This is a genomic window from Rhizobium sp. RSm-3 (assembly GCF_001854685.1).
GTDB lineage: Bacteria > Pseudomonadota > Alphaproteobacteria > Rhizobiales > Rhizobiaceae > Rhizobium > Rhizobium ecuadorense.
Window position 1 is genome coordinate 333,356 of sequence record NZ_MAWZ01000035.1, and the last position, 18,987, is coordinate 352,342.

The following is an 18,987-nucleotide window of genomic DNA, read 5'->3' on the forward strand; positions in this document are numbered from 1 at the left end:
CAGAAGAACCGAGACAGAGAAGCAGGAAAATGCGAGCGGAAATCGAAAACGTGGTCGATGAAACCAAGCAGGCTATCACCCTGCTGAGGAGGCATCTTTGACTGGGACCAGGCGATAAGACGGCTGGACTGGTTGAACAACAAGGCAGAGGATCCGAACCTCTGGAACGACGCTACCGAAGCGCAGAAGCTGATGCGCGAGCGCCAGCAGCTCGATGACGGCATCAGTGGCGTCAAGCAGCTGGAACAGCAGCTGAACGACAATATCGAGCTGATCGAACTCGGCGAGGAAGAGGGCGACGAAGGCGTCGTCAAGGAAGCCGAGGATACGCTGAAGGCCTTGAAGGCCGAGGCTGCGCGCCGGCAGGTGGAAGCCATGCTCTCCGGCGAGGCCGACGGCAACGACACCTATCTCGAAGTTCATTCCGGCGCCGGCGGCACCGAAAGCCAGGACTGGGCGAACATGCTGCTGCGCATGTACACCCGCTGGGCCGAACGTCAGCGTTTCAAGGTCGAGCTTCTCGAAGTCCATGACGGCGAAGAGGCGGGCATCAAGTCCGCGACCCTGCTCGTCAAGGGACACAATGCCTATGGCTGGCTGAAGACGGAATCGGGTGTGCACCGGCTGGTGCGCATCTCGCCTTACGACAGCAACGCGCGTCGCCACACCTCCTTCTCGTCGATCTGGGTCTATCCCGTGGTCGACGACTCGATCCAGATCGAGATCAACGAAGGCGACTGCCGCATCGACACCTATCGTTCGTCGGGCGCCGGCGGTCAGCACGTCAACACCACCGACTCGGCCGTGCGCATCACGCATATGCCGACCGGCATCGTCGTGCAGTGCCAGCAGGAGCGTTCGCAGCACAAGAACCGCGCCAAGGCCTGGGACATGCTGCGTGCCCGCATGTACGAAGCCGAGCTGAAGAAGCGTGAGGACGCCGCCAGCGCCGAGGCCGCCTCCAAGACGGATATCGGCTGGGGCCACCAGATCCGCTCCTACGTGCTGCAGCCCTACCAGCTGGTCAAGGATCTGCGCACCGGCGTCGCCAGCACCGCGCCGGACGACGTGCTCGACGGCGAACTCAACGAGTTCATGGAAGCGGCTCTTGCCCACCGCATCAGCGGCGCTGCAGACGCGGTCGTCGACGACGTGGACTGATAGACAAAAGCAGGGATTGAGACGAGAAAGCCCCGGAGACGGGGCTTTTTCGTTGTTCAGGCGATTGCTTTGACGTCGTTGCCCTGGAACAGCGCGGCCGACAGACCGGCAATCTCGTCGTGGATGGCGGCGCGCTCGATATCAGGGGGATCGGTGAAGAGCTCCGCCGCAAAGGCCATGCCGAGGGCGGTACCTTCAGGCACGAAGACATAATGCCCAAGCCCGCCGCCGAGGATTTTAAGACGGCTGTCGGGGAGCCGCGCATGCAGCCATGCCGAACATTCCTCGGCCGGTGCCGCCCTGTCGGCATCGCCGACCAGAATGAGGGCGGGCGCGTCGACGGTTTTCAGGCTTTCCTCGCTGAAACCGAGAACGGACCGGCCCGGCGCGCACAGGAGTGCGGCCTTGATTCTGTCGTCCCGGTAAGACGTCGACAGGCGCGACCATGAATCGCGAAACACGTCGCTGGTGCGAAGCAAGGTCGGGATATGATCGGCAAGGTCGGGAAATTCCCTCGGTCCGCGCGCCCCGCCCGGCTTCATCCTGGATGGGTCGAACTGCGAAGACTGGGCGACGGCGCCGAGAAGCAGCATGACGCTGTAGGCTCCGGCCGAAAATCCGGCCGCGAACACGCGGGTGGTATCGATATAAGAGGAGAGATCGCCGAGCCAGTCATCGCTGTGGTCGAGCATGAAGCTCAGATCCGGCGCCCGCTCCCAAAGGCAGGCAAAGCCCTCGGCGCGATAAGGCTCGTTGCCGGTATTGCCGTGATGGTTGACGCCGAGCGCTGCAAATCCGCGATCGGCGAGCCGTCGCGCCAGCCACTCCAATCCCGCCGCGGATCCGCCGGTGCCATGCGACAGCAGCACGAGGGGATAGGGCCGGGCCTGGGGCCGGATGGCTGCGTCGTGGGCGACGACCGCCTTCTTGAACCAGCTTCTTTCCGCCGTATCGTTTTCCCGCGCCGTATCGGCAGCGGGATACCACAGCGACCAACTGATGGGTCTGGGGCCGTTGGCGTCCCAGTTCGACCTGTTGTGGTCGTAAAGGACGCCGTCACGGAAGCCGAGTTTCATCTCTCCTGCTCCTTCCCGAACGATTCCCAGCGGTTCAATTCGTCGCTTTCTCGACGGTGATGTCGCCGAATTCGTCGATCAGCACGGTCCAGCCATCCGGCTCGGCATTGGGGTCGGTCTTCAGATAGATCGTGGCGAACAGGCCGGGCTGCTTGATGATGCCGTTCGAATTCTCGGGGCGGATATCGGTGATATAAGGCTTCAGGTCGCTGATCTCCTGCAGCTCGACGGTAGAGGCGATCGCCGGGCCGGTCTCGGTCTGGGCAATCTGCTGCAGGTAGACCTTTGAGGTCCTGTCTGCCTGGCGGACGGCAAAGAGCTTGTAGTACCCGTGGCGCTGAGCCTTTGCTTGCGAGTTGGCAACGCTCTCGGCGGCTGTCGGCGCCCGCTCGACATCAGGTGCGTTGCCGTCATCCTCCCAATACCCGGTGCTGGTCGCGAAAATCACCGATGCCGGCAGGATGACGTCCTGCGCCGGCAAGGCTGCGGCCGACCATCCAATGAGGAAAGCGGTTGTCATCACTATCCGTCGCATTGCCATCGTCTCAATCCTTGAACTGCTCGGCGAGAATACGGTCGGACCAGGAGCGGTCGGGATCGGAAAGAATACGCGCCGTCATATGCTCCGACTGGGCAATGCGGACATGCAGCACCGATTTCACCTCGGTATTGTCGGCCACCGCATTGACCGGCCGCTTCACCGGCTCGAGAACGTCGATATCGACGGTCACCTTGTTGGGCAGCAGTGCGCCCCGCCAGCGCCGCGGCCTGAAAGCGCTGACCGGCGTCATGGCGAGCAGCGGCGCCTCGAGCGGCAGGATCGGGCCATGAGCGGAAAGATTATAGGCCGTCGAGCCGGCGGGGGTCGCCACCATCAGCCCGTCGCAGATCAGCTCCTCCAGGCGCACGCGCCCGTCCACCGTCACCCTCAGATTCGCCGCCTGATAGGACTGGCGGAAAAGATAGACCTCGTTGATGGCCAGCGCCGTCGAATTGGTGCCGTCGGCGTTGGCGGTCGTCATCTGCAACGGCCGGAAGACGTTTTCCACGGCGACGCAGATGCGCTCCTGAAGCTGTTCGCTGCGATAGTCGTTCATCAGAAAGCCGACCGAGCCGCGATTCATGCCGTAGACCAGCTTGCCGGAGTTCATGGTGTTGTGCAGCGTCTGCAGCATGAAACCGTCGCCGCCGAGCGCGACGATGACATCGGCATCGTCGGCCGGCACGTCGCCATAGATGCGAATCAACTCCTCGCGCGCGGCGAGCGCCTCCGTCGTCGGCGAGGCGATAAAGGAAAGAGTCTGAAATGAACGGCCCATGCAATGCCCTTTGTGAAGCTGCTCTAGCTAACGGATAAAGGGCTGGCGCGACAAGGACGTTTTCTATCGCCAGGCGTTTGAGCGGCAGCCGACCTGTCCGCACAGACACGAATTTTCCTTTACAGAACCATAGAATCTGCTAGTTGGGCACCTGTTGCCCTTGTAGCTCAGTTGGTAGAGCACCTGATTTGTAATCAGGGGGTCCCGGGTTCGAACCCTGGCGGGGGCACCATCTTTTTCCGCGTCATATCCCTGCCCAGACGATCGCTATGATTCGACGTCGCTTCGCTCGATCGCACCGGCAGATTTTTCCAGCCACCGCACATCGCTTGATGAACCTTGTCTGAAGGGCTGCTTCAGCGCCAATTCAGCCGCGCCGGTTTAACTTCGCCTCATCATCAATGAGGAAACAGCCATGAAGCTCGCACATCTCTTTTTCGCCGCAACCATGTCTGTCGGTGCGGCTTTGGCATCCGTCGCCCCGGCAACCGCCATGCCCGTCGACCGGCCGGCGGTGTCGGCCCAGGGCGATATCGTTCAAATTCGTGATGGCTGGCGCCATGATCGCGGCGGTGACGACCGTGGCTGGCGTGATGAGCGTGACGACCGCGGTTGGCGCCATCAGCGCGATTGGCGCCGGTCCGACTGGCGCGGTGATGACTGGCGCTGGCGCCGGTGGCGTGCCGAGCGTTGGCAGGAACGCCGTGAGTGGCGCCATCGCGATCGTGACATGCCTTTCTGGCTCTACCGCGGCTGACGCCAGCTGCTACAGCATCCATTGCGCGCCCGAGACGCGCGGCGAGAGAACGGCCCGGATCATCCGGGCCGTTTTTCAATGACTGACGGGTTCGTTGACACTTGCCTCGAGCTTGTTGCCGTTGCCAGTCTGGCCGGCGCCCGACGGCGACAGGATTGCGATGCTGAGCACGGAGGCGACCATGAAGGCAACGACGGCAATCATTATGCGCATAGGCGTTCAATCCTCGTTCAGTGGGGATTAACGCACCATTGTCGTCCGCGTTCCTGTCGGGACTAAAGCGCGCCGCATCGAATTTGATTCATGCTACGCGCTTTAGCCTTTTGTTTTTATGCATGTCGTTACTCCGGAACCGCTGCACACTTCCGGGCGACATGCATTATTGCACCGTCCCCGGCGTCGCGGGGCCGGGCGCCGTCGGCGACAGCGGATCGGGCTGGTGGACCGGGTGCGAGGTGTCCACCCAGATGATGCTGAGAATGATCCCGACGAAGACCGCGATGAAGAGGATACCGAAAATCAGCGGTCGAATAGCCATGATGGGGATCGTTCCTTCTTGCTTCCGACCGGTCGTTGCGATCGGTCATCGCCCGATCATAGTGCTCCAGGAGGTCTTTCCAAGGCAAAATCGAATTTCTCCGGCATCGCGCGAGCCTTGCGTGGCTGTCGCAGGCATCCGTTTTCCATCTGTCGCAGCGGGTTGAACTGTGTCAGGGATGCCTGAAACAGTTGGGGACGGACGTCGTGAAACGCACGATTAAAGCATCGGTCATTGTCGCGGCATTCGTCTCCTTCGCCGGAGCCTCGGAAAACGCGCGAGCTTTCGACAAGCCGATAAAAGTCGATGTGGTCGCGCTGCCGAAGGATGAGCTCAATCCCGATGCGAAACCGAAGATCACCTGCAGCCGCTATCCCGCCTTCATGGTCAAGGAGGTCGATCTCGGCGAGGTCGGCGCCGAAAAGCTGGCGCTGCTTGCCCCCGATGCGCCGTGTGAGCGCGCCGGCGAGCGCGAACGGGTGATCGCCGACGATACCGCCGGCTATCTGATGGGCGTCAGCGGCGGTTTCGTCTTTTTCCGTGCGGCGGACGGGTGGAACGGCGGGCTGCCTTTCGTCGTCTACGATGCGGCGACGGGCGAGCGGCTGCTCGACGATTCCCTGGCGGGCGACGATTTTGCCGCGATAAGGAGCGGGAAGGGGGAGCTGAGCCTCGATTTTCGCCGCGTCTACACGGCGTCCTGTTCGCTCTATCTGGAGCGTGCTGCCTGCGCGAAGACGATCGCCGCCGATACCGGTCTGTCGCAACTGCCGGATTGCACCGCCGCCTACAAGGCGGAAATCAGACGCAGCCCCGGCCATGCCGGCGAAATCGAGAAACTGCCGAGCGTGATCGTCTATCCTGTCGAACTGACTTATGCGGCTGGTGACACGGCGCGCCGGCCCTTGGAAGGAACGACGGTCTGCCGGATACCGAGCTGACCAGAGTGTTAACGGATGCGCCGCTACTTTCGAATCATTGACGCACGAGCGATAGCGGCTTGCCGCCTTCTTCCTTCGATTTGTCGAAATTGCCGTCGGCGCGCATGTCGAAGCCAAGCGATGAGCCGTCACCGCCCATCAGCGTCAGGCCGAAACCCTCGATATGCCAGACCGCGAGTTTCAGCCTGGCGACATTGGCGGCGCAGTCGCCGGATAGCGACAGCGGCGCATTGCCGTCCGCATCGGCATGGCCGTCGAGCGTCAGACCGCAGAGCCTTTCGCCGTCCGGTCGTTGCATCGTCCAGGTTCCGGCAAGGCCGCTGAAGCTCGGCAGGCGATCGATGCCGTCAGGGGCGGCGATCAGCAAAAGCGGCGTGCCGTCCTGCGTCTTCATCGGCGAGCCCTCGTTCTCGACGAAACGGGCGAGCACCTTGCGCGTCGCATCGATCAGGATGACGCCGCCATTGCCGTCGAAATTCCAGGCAGCGGCTTCGGCAAGAGCCGGCAGCGGCTTGGTACAGGCGTCCTGGCCGGACAGCGAGTGACCGCCGATCGCCATGTCGGTTTCGAGCGTCATCCGGCATCCCGCGCGCCCGTCTTCCGGCGCGACGAGATAGGTTCCTGCCTGCGCCTTGAGAATATCGGCATCGATATCCTGTCCATGGGCCATGCCGCAAAAAAGCAACGCCGCTACCGGAGCCGCGAGCCGAAGGACGAAACGGGTCATGACAGTTCCTCTTTGTCGCAGGCCCGCCGCGGACCGGCCTATGCTTTCAAAAAGAGCCGCGCCGCATAAAGCGCGATTGCCGCAGCATTCGAAACGTTCAGCGATTTGATCGCGCCCGGCATGTCGAGACGGGCAAGCGCGGTAACGGTCTCGCGCGTCTTCTGCCTGAGCCCCTTGCCCTCGGAGCCGAGTACCAGCGCCACCTTCTCACCCGAAAATGTGCCCTCGAGCGGCGCCGGCCCTTCCGAATCGAGGCCGATGGTGGAGAAGCCGAGCTTGTGCAGTTCACCGAGTGCATCGGCGAGATTGGTCACCTGTATATAAGGTATCAGTTCCAGCGCGCCGGAGGCGGATTTGGCGAGCACGCCTGACTCGGTCGGGCTATGTCTCTGAGTGGTGATAATGGCGCCGGCATTGAAGGCGACGGCCGAGCGCATGATCGCGCCGACATTGTGGGGATCGGTGACCTGGTCGAGGACGAGCAGGAGCGGGCTGTCCTTCAGGGCTTCGAGCCGGCGGACCGGCAGCGGCCGCGTTTCCAGCATGACGCCCTGATGGATCGCCTCGGGGCCGAGCACCTTGTCGATATCCTGCGGCGAGACGATCTCGAAGGGAATGCCGAGCGTTTCGGCGTCGACTTCGAGCCGCGCCAGCGCGTTCTGGGTCACGAAGAGCTTGATCTTCTTGCGCTCGGGATTGTCGAGGGCGGCGCGCACTGTATGCAGGCCGTAAAGATGCACCTGGTCTGGCGCCAGCGCCGGCGGCTTCCAATCGTCGCCGCCGCGCTTGCGCTTCTGCGGCTGAGGGGTCGGGATCTCGCCGCGTTCGCGCTTGGCGTCACGGTGGGCGCGCCGCAGCGTGGCGTAATGCGTATCCTTGGCCGATGGGTCTGTCGCGGCCGTGCCGCCGGGTTTTTTGTCTTTGCTCATGCGGCTTTATAGCCATGGCGCTCGCCGCCGCATAGGCTTTCTTTCATATGCCGGCTTTCGGCGGCGAATGAAATTTTTCGTGTTTTTTCCGTAGTCATCGTGTTGACAGACTGAAATGCTCCGGTCATATACGCGGCGCAGACGACGGGCGGCAACGCTTCGAAGTCTGACAAACTTGGTCTTCTAGATCCGGACGAAAAACTGGAGAGATGCCCGAGTGGTTAAAGGGGACGGACTGTAAATCCGTTGGCTCAGCCTACGTTGGTTCAAATCCAACTCTCTCCACCATTCGTCATCGGATCGGACCACCCCGCGGGTATAGCTCAATGGTAGAGCAGCAGCCTTCCAAGCTGAATACGCGGGTTCGATTCCCGCTACCCGCTCCAGTTCTTCCAAGCCCAATTCAAGTGACCGGCACAGCGGCGATCATTCGCCACGCGGATGTTTCCGAAGACGCTGGCGATAGCGCGTATCAATCGGCAGGCGAGGGCGCTCGGCGCCGGGCGCGGTGCCTCATCTCCGCCAGCGCACGCGATTTTCTCTAAGCATTTCAGTGATTTTCGAGGGGGCTTCGGCGAATCACCTTGCAGGCGGCGAATTGTCCCCCATATGCGCTGTCACACCAAGAATGGCGTCTGCAATTAAGTCTTGCGCAATTTCGCCGAAAGCCTTAAACGGCGGCACTAAACCGGTTCGCCGGGGCCCACCATTTCGTTCACAGGAAGCATTCAAATGGCAAAGAGTAAGTTTGAGCGCAACAAGCCGCACGTCAACATCGGCACGATCGGCCACGTTGACCACGGCAAGACGTCTCTGACGGCAGCGATCACGAAGTACTTCGGTGAGTTCAAGGCGTACGACCAGATCGACGCTGCTCCGGAAGAAAAGGCCCGTGGCATCACCATTTCGACGGCGCACGTCGAATATGAGACGCCGGCCCGCCACTACGCGCACGTCGACTGCCCCGGCCACGCCGACTACGTCAAGAACATGATCACCGGTGCTGCCCAGATGGACGGCGCGATCCTGGTGTGCTCGGCCGCTGACGGCCCGATGCCGCAGACGCGCGAACACATCCTGCTGGCCCGCCAGGTCGGCGTTCCGGCGATCGTGGTGTTCCTGAACAAGGTCGACCAGGTTGACGACGCCGAGCTTCTCGAACTGGTCGAGCTCGAAGTTCGTGAACTGCTGTCGTCCTACGACTTCCCGGGCGACGATATCCCGGTTGTCAAGGGTTCGGCGCTGGCCGCTCTCGAAGATAGCGACAAGAAGATCGGCGAAGACGCGATCCGCGAGCTGATGGCTGCTGTTGACGCCTACATCCCGACGCCTGAGCGTCCGATCGACCAGCCGTTCCTGATGCCGATCGAAGACGTGTTCTCGATCTCGGGCCGCGGCACGGTTGTGACCGGCCGCGTCGAGCGTGGCATCGTCAAGGTTGGCGAAGAAGTCGAGATCGTCGGCATCCGCGCGACCTCGAAGACGACGGTGACCGGCGTTGAAATGTTCCGCAAGCTGCTCGATCAGGGCCAGGCTGGCGACAACATCGGCGCACTGGTTCGCGGTGTGAACCGTGACGGCGTCGAGCGTGGCCAGATCCTGTGCAAGCCGGGCTCTGTCAAGCCGCACAAGAAGTTCATGGCAGAAGCCTACATCCTGACGAAGGAAGAGGGTGGCCGTCATACGCCGTTCTTCACCAACTACCGTCCGCAGTTCTACTTCCGCACGACGGACGTGACCGGCATCGTCACGCTGCCCGAGGGCACGGAGATGGTCATGCCGGGCGACAACGTCACGGTTGCCGTCGAGCTGATCGTTCCGATCGCGATGGAAGAAAAGCTGCGCTTCGCCATCCGCGAAGGCGGCCGCACCGTCGGCGCCGGCATCGTCGCTTCGATCGTCGAGTAATCCTGGGATTACCCGAAATTCAGGAAAAACCCCGCTGGAAACGGCGGGGTTTTTTCGTTTTGATGCCTGTTTGAGGGTTTAACAGGTGTTGTAAAAATATCGTTAAATTCGCCCGTCACAGTATTTTGTTCATCTCACATTCAGAAACCGGTTGTGATTGGTTCATTTTAGTCCAGACTCCTTCATGCAAAGAGGAGAGCCCGGATGATTCCAAAGGCCACGTTCGTTGCGACGATATTCGCAATGTATGTTTTCACGATGTTTTTCATTGCAGCCATCCCGCAGGAGGTTGTTCAGGCAGCCGGCGTGCAGATCGGCGACGTGAGCGTCGTTAAGTAACGATTTAGCAGTTTGCCGCAGGCTTCTGCGGTGATCGGAAATGATCGGCCATGTGCCCTGATAGGGTGCTCCTGGCGACGCGAGGGTGAACCCTTGCAGGACGCTCGCTTGCTCTTCGCGCGGAAGCGTCTAACTATGCCTCCGATTTGATGACGCGGAGGACATTCCATGAAGAAGCGAATTCTGTTCACGGGCGGTTCGGGCAAGGCCGGTCGCCATACCGTGCCATGGCTCATCAATGCCGGTTACGAGGTTCACAATCTCGATCTCGTGCCGCTGGACAGTCCCGGCGTCACCAATCTCATTGCCGATATCACCGACAGCGGTCAGGTTTTCAACGCGCTGTCGATGCACCGCGATTTTCCCGATCTCGATGCGGGCAGGGGCGTGCAGCCCTTTGATGCCGTCGTGCATTTCGCCGCCATCCCTCGCATCCTGATCAAACCGGACAATGAGACTTTCCGCATCAACACGATGGGTACTTATAATGTCATCGAGGCGGCGGCGAAGCTCGGCATCAGGAAGATTATCGTCGCATCGAGCGAAACGACCTACGGCGTCTGCTTCGCCGAAGGCCATCGCGATTTCCACCAGTTCCCGCTGGAGGAAGACTACGACGTCAATCCGATGGATTCCTACGGGCTTTCCAAGGTGGTCAACGAAAAGACCGCCCGCGCCTTTGCCGAACGGTCGGGTTTCGACATCTATGCGCTGCGAATCGGCAACGTCATCGAGCCGCACGAATATGAGCGTTTCCCCACCTATTTCGCCAATCCCGAGATGCGCAAGCGCATCGCCTGGAGCTATATCGACGCCCGTGATCTCGGGCAGATCTGCCATCTCTGCATCGAAAAGGACGGTCTCGGCTACCAGGTCTTCAACGCAGCCAACGACACGGTCTCGGCCAACACGCCGTCGAAGGAGCTTGCGAAGCGATTCTATCCGAACGTGCCCTTCACGCGCGAGATCGGCGAATATGAAGGCCTGCTCTCCAACCGCAAGATTCGCGAGGTGCTGGGGTTCAAGGAGGAGCACGATTGGCGCAAATATGTGAACGTCTGAACGGATCCTGGTGGGGCGATGAGCGAGCCGATCGTTCGCATATCCGCAGAATGGCTATGAAAAACGAAAATCGTGCTTGCCAATCCGCTGCCGTCGTCTTAAAGGGAGCGCCATGCTTTTCAGCAGCGATTTGCGGACCTTGGTCCATACGCTGATTGATCGGTATGAAGGGGTATAGCTCAGTTGGTAGAGCGGCGGTCTCCAAAACCGCAGGTCGTAAGTTCGAGCCTTACTGCCCCTGCCATTTTCCTCCAAGCGGGACAGCGCGGACATGCTCGCGGCATTCCGGCCGGGGATTGATGGGTAAGACTAATTTCGTTAAACTTCGGTTTCCCTCTTGTGTATTCGGAAATCGGTGTTTATTTAGGGTTCAACAGACACGCGGTGCGTGGGGCTGATAGTTTCAGCTTTACGCGCCGTAATTGCGTGGGCAGTCGATGGCATCCAAATCCAATCCGTTTGCGTTTCTGCAGCAGGTTCGCTCCGAGACGTCCAAAGTTACATGGCCGTCGCGCCGCGAGACGATGATCTCGACGGTTATGGTGCTTGTGATGGTGGTTTTCGCTGCGCTGTTTTTCTTTGCCGCTGACCAGCTGATCGGCTGGGTTCTGAGCTTCGTGCTGAATACCGGCAACTGATACGGGTGGAGATGAAAATGGCGGCACGTTGGTACATCGTCCACGCATATTCAAATTTTGAAAAGAAGGTCGCTGAGGACATCGAGAACAAGGCTCGCCAGAAGGGGCTTGAGCATCTGTTCGAGAAGATCCTCGTGCCGACCGAAAAGGTGGTGGAAGTGCGTCGCGGCCGTAAGGTCGATAGCGAGCGCAAGTTCTTCCCGGGCTATGTCATGGTTCGCGCCAACCTGACGGATGAAGCCTACCACCTGATCAAGAATACGCCGAAGGTCACAGGTTTCCTCGGCTCCGACAATAAGCCCGTTCCGATTCCGGATTATGAAGCCGAGCGCATTCTCGGCCAGGTCCAGGAAGGTGTCGAGCGGCCGAAGGCCTCCATCACCTTCGAGATCGGCGAGCAGGTCCGCGTTTCCGATGGTCCGTTCGCGTCGTTCAACGGCACGGTTCAGGATGTGGACGAAGAGCGTTCGCGCCTGAAGGTTGAAGTGTCGATCTTCGGCCGCGCAACGCCGGTCGAACTGGAATACGCTCAGGTCGAGAAGGTCTGATTGTAAGAGATTGGAAGCAGGCCTTGCGGCCGGTTTCCTGCGGACCTGGTCCGCACCCGCGTGGAAGGTGAGGGGTCTTAGCCGGACCCTAATGATCCGCACCACGCAACCGCAGCCGCCGGAGAGATCCGGCATCACGGGCCGGGCGACCGGCCGCTCATGAAAGGCAGAGAGATATGGCTAAGAAAGTTGCAGGCCAGCTCAAGCTTCAGGTCAAGGCAGGATCGGCAAACCCGTCCCCGCCGATTGGTCCGGCGCTTGGTCAGCGTGGCATTAACATCATGGAATTCTGCAAGGCGTTCAATGCCGCCACGCAGGAAATGGAAAAGGGTATGCCGATCCCGGTCGTCATCACCTATTACCAGGACAAGTCCTTCACCTTCGCGATGAAGCAGCCTCCGGTCAGCTACTGGCTGAAGAAGGAAGCGAAGATCACGTCCGGTTCCAAGACGCCCGGCAAGGGCGCCAAGGCCGGCTCCCTCACCAAGGCTCAGATCAAGTCGATCGCAGAAGCCAAGATGAAGGATCTGAACGCAGCGGATATCGAAGGTGCAATGGCGATGATCGAGGGCTCTGCCCGCGCCATGGGCCTGGAAGTGGTGGGTTAAGATCATGGCTGGTAAGCGCACGCAGAAGATCAACGAAGGTGTTGATCCCACCAAGCTCTATGCTCTCTCCCTGGCTATCGGCATGGTCAAGGAACGGGCTGTCGCCAAGTTCGACGAAACCATCGAAGTCTCGATGAACCTCGGCGTTGATCCGCGCCATGCGGACCAGATGGTTCGCGGCGTCGTCAACCTGCCGAACGGCACCGGCCGTACGGTTCGCGTTGCCGTCTTCGCTCGTGGCGTCAAGGCCGATGAAGCCAAGGCTGCCGGTGCCGATATCGTCGGTGCTGAAGACCTCGTCGAAATCGTCCAGGGCGGCAAGATCGAATTCGATCGCTGCATCGCCACCCCCGACATGATGCCGCTGGTCGGCCGTCTCGGTAAGGTTCTCGGCCCCCGCGGCATGATGCCGAACCCGAAGGTCGGCACCGTCACCATGGATGTCGCCGGAGCCGTCAAGGCTTCCAAGGGCGGCGCTGTGGAGTTCCGCGTCGAGAAGGCTGGCATCGTCCATGCCGGCATCGGCAAGGCCTCTTTCGACGCCAAGGCTCTGGAAGAAAACATCCGCGCCTTCGCCGACGCCGTCATCAAGGCGAAGCCGGCTGGCGCCAAGGGCAACTACGTCAAGCGCGTGGCGATTTCTTCGACCATGGGCCCAGGCGTCAAGATCGAAGTCGGCTCGGTCACCGCAGCTCCGACTGCATAAGTTGATTGCCGGACCTCGGTCCGGTCACTGAATTCCGGCCTCGCAAGGGGCCGGAATATTCCGGAGAAATCCGGAATCCTGTCCGAGATTGCAGGTGGTTTTCCCTTAATCACTTCGCCTGCATGAGACGGGTAAGACCCGAATTGCTTGAAGTTCGCTTCATAGGAAATCGGTTCGAGCCTTGGATGCCTTGTGCCTCTCCAGCCTTCATTGGCGCGGGAGCGCGGGGGGACAGGATCCTCAAGCGTCGCTTGGGATCTCGCATGATCCCGGGAGGCAAAAGGCAACCCGGCGGGCCCGTTTTCGGTCCCGCCAACTGGAGATAGGCAGTGGAAAGAGCGGAAAAACGCGAATTCGTCACGGAACTGAACGAAGTCTTCAAGGCTTCGGGCTCGGTTGTCGTGGCCCACTATGCTGGTGCCACAGTCGCGCAGATGAACGATTTTCGTTCGAAGATGCGTGCAGCTGGCGGTACCGTCAAAGTCGCGAAGAACCGCCTGGCCAAAATTGCCCTTCAGGGTACGGAAGCGGAAGGGATCACCGATCTCTTCAAGGGTCAGACGCTGATTGCATACAGCACCGATCCGATCACCGCTCCGAAGGTCGTCATGGATTTCGCCAAGACCAACGACAAGATCGTTGTTCTGGGCGGCGCCATGGGAACAACCACGCTCAACGCCGATGCAGTCAAGTCGCTTGCGACCCTGCCTTCGCTCGATGAGCTGCGTGCGAAGCTGCTGGGCATGATCCAGACACCGGCTACCCGCATCGCTGGGGTTGTTGCAGCACCGGCAAGCCAGCTTGCCCGCGTGTTTGCGGCCTACGCCAAGAAGGACGAAGCCGCTTAAGGCGGTTTTTCGCTGTTTATAATCAACCGGTTCGAACCGAACAAAAGGAACTAGTAAAATGGCTGATCTCGCAAAGATCGTTGACGACCTCTCCTCGCTGACCGTTCTGGAAGCTGCAGAACTGTCGAAGCTTCTCGAAGAAAAGTGGGGCGTTTCCGCCGCTGCTCCGGTAGCTGTTGCTGCCGTCGGTGGTCCTGCTGGCCCTGCTGCCGTGGAAGAAGAAAAGACCGAGTTCGACGTCATCCTCGCGGATGCCGGCGCCAACAAGATCAACGTCATCAAGGAAGTCCGCGCCATCACCGGTCTCGGCCTCAAGGAAGCCAAGGACCTCGTCGAGGCCGCTCCGAAGGCTGTCAAGGAAGGCGTTTCCAAGGCTGAAGCCGCTGACATCAAGAAGAAGCTTGAAGACGCTGGCGCCAAGGCCGACGTCAAGTAATCTTGAAACGCTTTTGGGAGGCAGTCTCTGCTGCCTCCCATTTGCCGTTTTTCTGAACGAATTACCCAAAAGCCGCGTCAAACCGGCTTTTGGGTAATGGGTTCTTCAAAAGGATAGTCTCGCACCGAGGGCAGCACAGCAATCCGAGCTGAGCGTTTTCGGGTGTCGGACGAGATTGAACTACTCATTGATAGACGGGATCGACTGGCCATCGGTTCCCGTCCGTTGCAGGCCCGGGTGCAAGATTTTGAAGGAGCGACGATGGCTCAGACCCTTTCGTTCAACGGTCGCAGGCGCGTACGCAAGTTTTTTGGTAAGATCCCCGAAGTCGCAGAAATGCCGAACCTCATCGAGGTTCAGAAGGCGTCCTACGACCAGTTTCTGATGGTTGAAGAGCCGAAAGGCGGCCGGCCCGACGAGGGCCTTCAGGCCGTTTTCAAGTCGGTTTTCCCGATCACCGATTTCTCCGGCGCTTCCATGCTGGAATTCGTGTCCTACGAATTCGAGCCGCCGAAGTTCGACGTTGACGAATGCCGTCAGCGCGACCTGACTTATGCTGCGCCGCTGAAGGTGACGCTGCGCCTGATCGTGTTCGATATCGACGAGGATACCGGCGCGAAGTCGATCAAGGACATCAAGGAACAGTCCGTTTACATGGGCGACATGCCGCTCATGACCAACAACGGCACGTTTATCGTCAACGGCACCGAGCGCGTCATCGTTTCCCAGATGCACCGTTCGCCTGGTGTCTTCTTCGACCACGACAAGGGCAAGAGCCATTCTTCCGGCAAGCTGCTTTTTGCTGCCCGCGTCATCCCCTATCGCGGTTCCTGGCTCGATATCGAATTCGACGCCAAGGACATCGTCTACGCCCGTATCGACCGTCGCCGTAAGATCCCTGTCACGTCGCTGCTGATGGCGCTCGGCATGGATGGCGAGGAAATCCTCGACACTTTCTACACGAAGTCGCTCTACAAGCGCGACGGCGAAGGCTGGCGCATTCCCTTCAAGCCGGAAACGCTGAAGGGTGCCAAGGCGATCACCGAGATGGTCGACGCCGATACCGGCGAAGTCGTCGTGGAAGCCGGCAAGAAGCTGACCCCGCGCCTGCTGCGCCAGCTGTCCGACAAGGGCCTGAAGGCGCTGAAGGCCGGCGACGACGATCTCTATGGCAACTATCTCGCTGGTGACATCGTCAACTACTCCACCGGTGAGATCTATCTCGAAGCCGGCGACGAAATCGACGAGAAGACGCTCGGTATCATCCTGGCGAACGGTTTCGACGAGATCCCGGTGCTCGGCATCGACCACATCAATGTCGGCGCCTATATCCGCAACACGCTGACTGCCGACAAGAACGAGAACCGTCAGGACGCTCTGTTCGACATCTACCGCGTCATGCGTCCGGGTGAACCGCCGACCATGGAATCGGCCGAAGCCATGTTCAACTCGCTGTTCTTCGATGCGGAGCGTTACGACCTCTCCGCCGTCGGCCGCGTCAAGATGAACATGCGTCTCGACCTGACGGTCGAAGACACCGTCCGCATCCTGCGCAAGGACGACATCCTGGCCGTGGTCAGGATGCTGGTCGAACTGCGCGACGGCAAGGGCGAGATCGACGACATCGACAACCTCGGCAACCGCCGCGTCCGTTCGGTCGGCGAGCTGATGGAAAACCAGTACCGTCTCGGCCTGCTCCGCATGGAGCGCGCGATCAAGGAACGCATGTCCTCGATCGAGATCGACACGGTCATGCCGCAGGATCTGATCAACGCCAAGCCGGCTGCCGCAGCCGTCCGCGAATTCTTCGGTTCCTCGCAGCTCTCGCAGTTCATGGACCAGGTCAACCCGCTCTCGGAAATCACCCACAAACGCCGTCTGTCGGCGCTTGGCCCGGGCGGTCTGACCCGTGAGCGCGCCGGCTTCGAAGTCCGCGACGTGCATCCGACCCACTACGGCCGCATTTGCCCGATCGAAACGCCTGAGGGCCCGAACATCGGTCTGATCAACTCGCTTGCGACCTTTGCCCGCGTCAACAAGTACGGCTTCATCGAAAGCCCGTACCGCCGCATCGTCGACGGCAAGGTGACGAGCGACGTGCTCTACCTCTCCGCCATGGAAGAGGCGAAGTACTACGTCGCCCAGGCCAACGCCGAAATGAACGCCGACGGTTCCTTCGTCGACGAGTTCGTCGTCTGCCGTCATGCCGGCGAAGTTATGCTGGCGCCCCGCGACAGCATGAACCTGATGGACGTTTCGCCGAAGCAGGTCGTTTCGGTCGCAGCCGCGCTCATCCCGTTCCTGGAAAACGACGACGCCAACCGCGCCCTCATGGGCTCGAACATGCAGCGTCAGGCCGTGCCGTTGCTGCGTGCCGAAGCCCCGTTCGTCGGGACCGGCATGGAGCCGGTCGTTGCCCGTGACTCCGGTGCCGCCATCGGCGCGCGCCGCGGCGGCGTGGTCGACCAGGTCGACGCGACGCGTATCGTTATCCGCGCCACCGAAGACCTCGAAGCCGGAAAGTCCGGCGTCGATATCTACCGCCTGCAGAAGTTCCAGCGTTCGAACCAGAACACCTGCGTCAACCAGCGCCCGCTGGTCACCGTCGGTGACGAGGTCAACCGCGGCGACATCCTCGCCGACGGCCCGTCGACCGATCTCGGCGACCTGGCGCTCGGCCGCAACGCGCTCGTCGCGTTCATGCCCTGGAACGGCTACAACTACGAAGACTCGATCCTGCTCTCCGAGCGCATCGTTGCCGACGACGTGTTCACCTCCATTCACATCGAGGAATTCGAAGTGATGGCGCGCGACACCAAGCTTGGTCCTGAGGAAATCACCCGCGACATTCCGAACGTTTCGGAAGAAGCGCTGAAGAACCTCGACGAAGCCGGCATCGTCTACATCGGCGCCGAAGTTCAGCCGGGCGATATCCTCGTCGGCAAGATCACCCCGAAGGGCGAAAGCCCGATGACGCCTGAGGAAAAGCTTCTGCGCGCCATCTTCGGCGAAAAGGCCTCCGACGTGCGCGATACCTCCATGCGCATGCCGCCCGGCACCTACGGCACGATCGTCGAAGTGCGCGTCTTCAACCGCCACGGCGTTGAAAAGGACGAGCGCGCGATGGCGATCGAGCGCGAAGAGATCGAGCGTCTGGCAAAGGACCGCGACGACGAGCAGGCGATCCTCGACCGTAACGTCTACGGCCGTCTGATCGAAATGCTGCGCGGCCAGGCTTCCATCGCCGGTCCGAAGGGCTTCAAGAAGGGCACCGAGCTTTCGAACGCCGTCGTCTCCGAATATCCCCGCTCGCAGTGGTGGATGTTCGCGGTCGAGGACGAGAAGGTTCAGAGCGAGCTCGAAGCGCTCCGCGGCCAGTACGACGAATCCAAGTCGCGCCTTGAACAGCGCTTCATGGACAAGGTCGAGAAGGTCCAGCGCGGCGATGAAATGCCCCCTGGCGTCATGAAGATGGTCAAGGTCTTCGTCGCCGTGAAGCGCAAGATCCAGCCGGGCGACAAGATGGCCGGTCGTCACGGGAATAAGGGCGTCGTTTCACGCATTGTGCCTGTCGAGGACATGCCGTTCCTTGAAGACGGCACGCATGTCGACGTCGTTCTCAACCCGCTCGGCGTTCCCTCGCGCATGAATGTCGGCCAGATCCTGGAAACGCACCTGGGCTGGGCTTGCGCCGGCATGGGTCGCCAGATCGGCGAACTGATCGAAGCGTACAAGGCCAATGGCAACATCGAGCCGCTGCGCAAGACCATCGGCGATGTCGTCGGTGACGGTCCGAAGGCCGAACAGGTCCAGGAGTTCGACGACGAATCCGTTCTGCGTCTCGCCGACCAGTGGAAGCGCGGTGTTTCGATTGCGACGCCTGTTTTCGACGGTGCGAACGAAGGCGACGTCAACGACATGCTGCGTCTGGCAGGTCTCAAGGACACCGGCCAGTCGACGCTCTATGACGGCCGTACCGGCGAGCAGTTCGACCGCCAGGTAACCGTGGGCTACATCTACATGCTGAAGCTCAACCACCTGGTCGACGACAAGATCCATGCCCGTTCGATCGGACCTTACTCGCTCGTGACCCAGCAGCCGCTGGGCGGCAAGGCGCAGTTCGGCGGACAGCGCTTCGGCGAAATGGAAGTCTGGGCGCTCGAAGCATACGGCGCGGCCTACACGCTGCAGGAAATGCTGACGGTGAAGTCGGACGACGTCGCCGGCCGCACCAAGGTCTACGAAGCCATCGTCCGCGGAGACGACACGTTCGAAGCCGGTATTCCGGAAAGCTTCAACGTTCTCGTCAAGGAAATGCGCTCGCTGGGCCTCAGCGTCGAGCTCGAAAACACCAAGCTTGACGAGGCGCAGGCAGCGCAACTGCCCGACGCTGCCGAGTAAGCACCTGATAGGGCGTGCGCTGCCAATGCGGCGCACGCCGGTCCC

The 18,987-nt window shown here is 60.7% G+C and carries 21 protein-coding genes and 4 tRNA genes; 17 read left to right on the plus strand and 8 right to left on the minus strand.

Annotated features, from left to right (window positions below):
• Window positions 1–29 precede the first annotated feature (29 nt).
• Window positions 30–1,161, plus strand: a protein-coding gene (prfB, locus tag BBJ66_RS24475) for a peptide chain release factor 2 (RefSeq protein WP_003573848.1) whose coding sequence is annotated in 2 segments (ribosomal slippage) — window positions 30–98 and window positions 100–1,161 — 1,131 coding nt in all. Because the reading frame shifts where the segments join, the coding sequence is not laid out codon by codon here.
• A 56-nt stretch (window positions 1,162–1,217) separates the two neighbouring features.
• On the opposite strand, the gene BBJ66_RS24480 is transcribed toward prfB, so the two are convergent.
• Genes BBJ66_RS24480 through BBJ66_RS24490 form a run of 3 tightly spaced genes read right to left on the minus strand, consistent with a single transcriptional unit; the run spans window position 1,218 to window position 3,556 of the window.
• The gene (locus tag BBJ66_RS24480) at window positions 1,218–2,237 is read right to left on the minus strand and encodes an alpha/beta hydrolase family protein (RefSeq protein WP_049734086.1); all 1,020 of its coding nucleotides are present in this window, start codon (window positions 2,235–2,237) and stop codon (window positions 1,218–1,220) included.
• A 34-nt stretch (window positions 2,238–2,271) separates the two neighbouring features.
• Window positions 2,272–2,778, minus strand: coding sequence for a hypothetical protein (locus BBJ66_RS24485; protein WP_049734087.1), 507 nt, complete (start codon window positions 2,776–2,778; stop codon window positions 2,272–2,274).
• 4 nt (window positions 2,779–2,782) lie between these two features.
• Window positions 2,783–3,556 (minus strand): NAD kinase, encoded by a 774-nt coding sequence (locus tag BBJ66_RS24490; protein ID WP_049734088.1) that lies wholly within the window; start codon window positions 3,554–3,556, stop codon window positions 2,783–2,785.
• 156 nt (window positions 3,557–3,712) lie between these two features.
• Here BBJ66_RS24490 and BBJ66_RS24495 point away from each other — a divergent pair.
• Together BBJ66_RS24495 and BBJ66_RS24500 are read left to right on the plus strand one after the other, a co-directional pair.
• A tRNA-Thr gene (locus tag BBJ66_RS24495) sits at window positions 3,713–3,788 on the plus strand.
• Window positions 3,789–3,971: 183 nt separating this feature from the next.
• Complete coding sequence (locus BBJ66_RS24500; protein WP_071090509.1) at window positions 3,972–4,313, plus strand: hypothetical protein; 342 nt, start codon at window positions 3,972–3,974, stop codon at window positions 4,311–4,313.
• Between the two features lie 75 nt (window positions 4,314–4,388).
• Here the strand turns inward: BBJ66_RS24500 and BBJ66_RS35055 are convergent, their stop codons facing one another.
• Together BBJ66_RS35055 and BBJ66_RS35060 are read right to left on the minus strand one after the other, a co-directional pair.
• Window positions 4,389–4,526 (minus strand): hypothetical protein, encoded by a 138-nt coding sequence (locus BBJ66_RS35055; RefSeq protein ID WP_167347795.1) that lies wholly within the window; start codon window positions 4,524–4,526, stop codon window positions 4,389–4,391.
• A gap of 166 nt (window positions 4,527–4,692) precedes the next feature.
• The gene (locus BBJ66_RS35060; protein ID WP_003587211.1) at window positions 4,693–4,851 is read right to left on the minus strand and encodes a hypothetical protein; all 159 of its coding nucleotides are present in this window, start codon (window positions 4,849–4,851) and stop codon (window positions 4,693–4,695) included.
• A gap of 206 nt (window positions 4,852–5,057) precedes the next feature.
• On the opposite strand from BBJ66_RS35060, the gene BBJ66_RS24505 reads away from it, so the two are divergent.
• Window positions 5,058–5,792, plus strand: coding sequence for a hypothetical protein (locus BBJ66_RS24505; protein WP_071090601.1), 735 nt, complete (start codon window positions 5,058–5,060; stop codon window positions 5,790–5,792).
• 34 nt (window positions 5,793–5,826) lie between these two features.
• Here the strand turns inward: BBJ66_RS24505 and BBJ66_RS24510 are convergent, their stop codons facing one another.
• The 3 genes from BBJ66_RS24510 to BBJ66_RS34795 are packed head-to-tail and all read right to left on the minus strand — an operon-like array spanning window position 5,827 to window position 7,621.
• A complete protein-coding gene (locus BBJ66_RS24510; protein ID WP_071090512.1) occupies window positions 5,827–6,519 on the minus strand; it encodes an AprI/Inh family metalloprotease inhibitor in 693 nt (230 codons plus the stop codon).
• A 38-nt stretch (window positions 6,520–6,557) separates the two neighbouring features.
• The gene (gene rlmB, locus BBJ66_RS24515) at window positions 6,558–7,448 is read right to left on the minus strand and encodes a 23S rRNA (guanosine(2251)-2'-O)-methyltransferase RlmB (RefSeq protein ID WP_071090515.1); all 891 of its coding nucleotides are present in this window, start codon (window positions 7,446–7,448) and stop codon (window positions 6,558–6,560) included.
• The gene (locus BBJ66_RS34795) at window positions 7,445–7,621 is read right to left on the minus strand and encodes a hypothetical protein (RefSeq protein ID WP_010069471.1); all 177 of its coding nucleotides are present in this window, start codon (window positions 7,619–7,621) and stop codon (window positions 7,445–7,447) included. The genes rlmB and BBJ66_RS34795 overlap by 4 nt, the downstream gene beginning before the upstream one ends.
• 30 nt (window positions 7,622–7,651) lie before the next feature.
• Between BBJ66_RS34795 and BBJ66_RS24520 the strand changes: the two genes are divergently transcribed.
• The 13 genes from BBJ66_RS24520 to rpoB all read left to right on the plus strand — a co-directional run bounded on the left by BBJ66_RS24520 (window position 7,652) and on the right by rpoB (window position 18,942).
• A tRNA-Tyr gene (locus tag BBJ66_RS24520) sits at window positions 7,652–7,736 on the plus strand.
• Between the two features lie 24 nt (window positions 7,737–7,760).
• Window positions 7,761–7,834, plus strand: a tRNA-Gly gene (locus BBJ66_RS24525).
• 346 nt (window positions 7,835–8,180) lie between these two features.
• The gene (gene tuf, locus BBJ66_RS24530) at window positions 8,181–9,356 is read left to right on the plus strand and encodes an elongation factor Tu (protein WP_003573803.1); all 1,176 of its coding nucleotides are present in this window, start codon (window positions 8,181–8,183) and stop codon (window positions 9,354–9,356) included.
• A gap of 204 nt (window positions 9,357–9,560) precedes the next feature.
• Window positions 9,561–9,695, plus strand: a complete 135-nt coding sequence (locus BBJ66_RS35690; RefSeq protein WP_003573829.1) for a hypothetical protein — start codon at window positions 9,561–9,563, stop codon at window positions 9,693–9,695.
• A 168-nt stretch (window positions 9,696–9,863) separates the two neighbouring features.
• Window positions 9,864–10,757: an NAD-dependent epimerase/dehydratase family protein gene (locus BBJ66_RS24535; protein ID WP_071090518.1), complete on the plus strand. Its 894-nt coding sequence runs from the start codon at window positions 9,864–9,866 to the stop codon at window positions 10,755–10,757.
• A 168-nt stretch (window positions 10,758–10,925) separates the two neighbouring features.
• A tRNA-Trp gene (locus tag BBJ66_RS24540) sits at window positions 10,926–11,001 on the plus strand.
• 193 nt (window positions 11,002–11,194) lie between these two features.
• Window positions 11,195–11,395 carry a preprotein translocase subunit SecE gene (gene secE / locus BBJ66_RS24545; RefSeq protein WP_003573826.1) on the plus strand — a complete coding sequence of 67 codons (201 nt, stop codon included), beginning with the start codon at window positions 11,195–11,197 and terminating at the stop codon, window positions 11,393–11,395.
• A 17-nt stretch (window positions 11,396–11,412) separates the two neighbouring features.
• Window positions 11,413–11,943, plus strand: a complete 531-nt coding sequence (gene nusG / locus BBJ66_RS24550) for a transcription termination/antitermination protein NusG (RefSeq protein ID WP_003547516.1) — start codon at window positions 11,413–11,415, stop codon at window positions 11,941–11,943.
• Window positions 11,944–12,119: 176 nt separating this feature from the next.
• Window positions 12,120–12,551, plus strand: coding sequence for a 50S ribosomal protein L11 (gene rplK / locus BBJ66_RS24555; RefSeq protein ID WP_003547518.1), 432 nt, complete (start codon window positions 12,120–12,122; stop codon window positions 12,549–12,551).
• A 4-nt stretch (window positions 12,552–12,555) separates the two neighbouring features.
• Window positions 12,556–13,257 carry a 50S ribosomal protein L1 gene (gene rplA / locus BBJ66_RS24560; RefSeq protein ID WP_049734093.1) on the plus strand — a complete coding sequence of 234 codons (702 nt, stop codon included), beginning with the start codon at window positions 12,556–12,558 and terminating at the stop codon, window positions 13,255–13,257.
• Between the two features lie 329 nt (window positions 13,258–13,586).
• Window positions 13,587–14,105 (plus strand): 50S ribosomal protein L10, encoded by a 519-nt coding sequence (gene rplJ, locus BBJ66_RS24565; protein WP_003587203.1) that lies wholly within the window; start codon window positions 13,587–13,589, stop codon window positions 14,103–14,105.
• A gap of 58 nt (window positions 14,106–14,163) precedes the next feature.
• The gene (gene rplL, locus BBJ66_RS24570) at window positions 14,164–14,541 is read left to right on the plus strand and encodes a 50S ribosomal protein L7/L12 (RefSeq protein ID WP_049734094.1); all 378 of its coding nucleotides are present in this window, start codon (window positions 14,164–14,166) and stop codon (window positions 14,539–14,541) included.
• A gap of 261 nt (window positions 14,542–14,802) precedes the next feature.
• Window positions 14,803–18,942, plus strand: a complete 4,140-nt coding sequence (gene rpoB / locus BBJ66_RS24575) for a DNA-directed RNA polymerase subunit beta (protein WP_049734095.1) — start codon at window positions 14,803–14,805, stop codon at window positions 18,940–18,942.
• Window positions 18,943–18,987 lie beyond the last annotated feature (45 nt).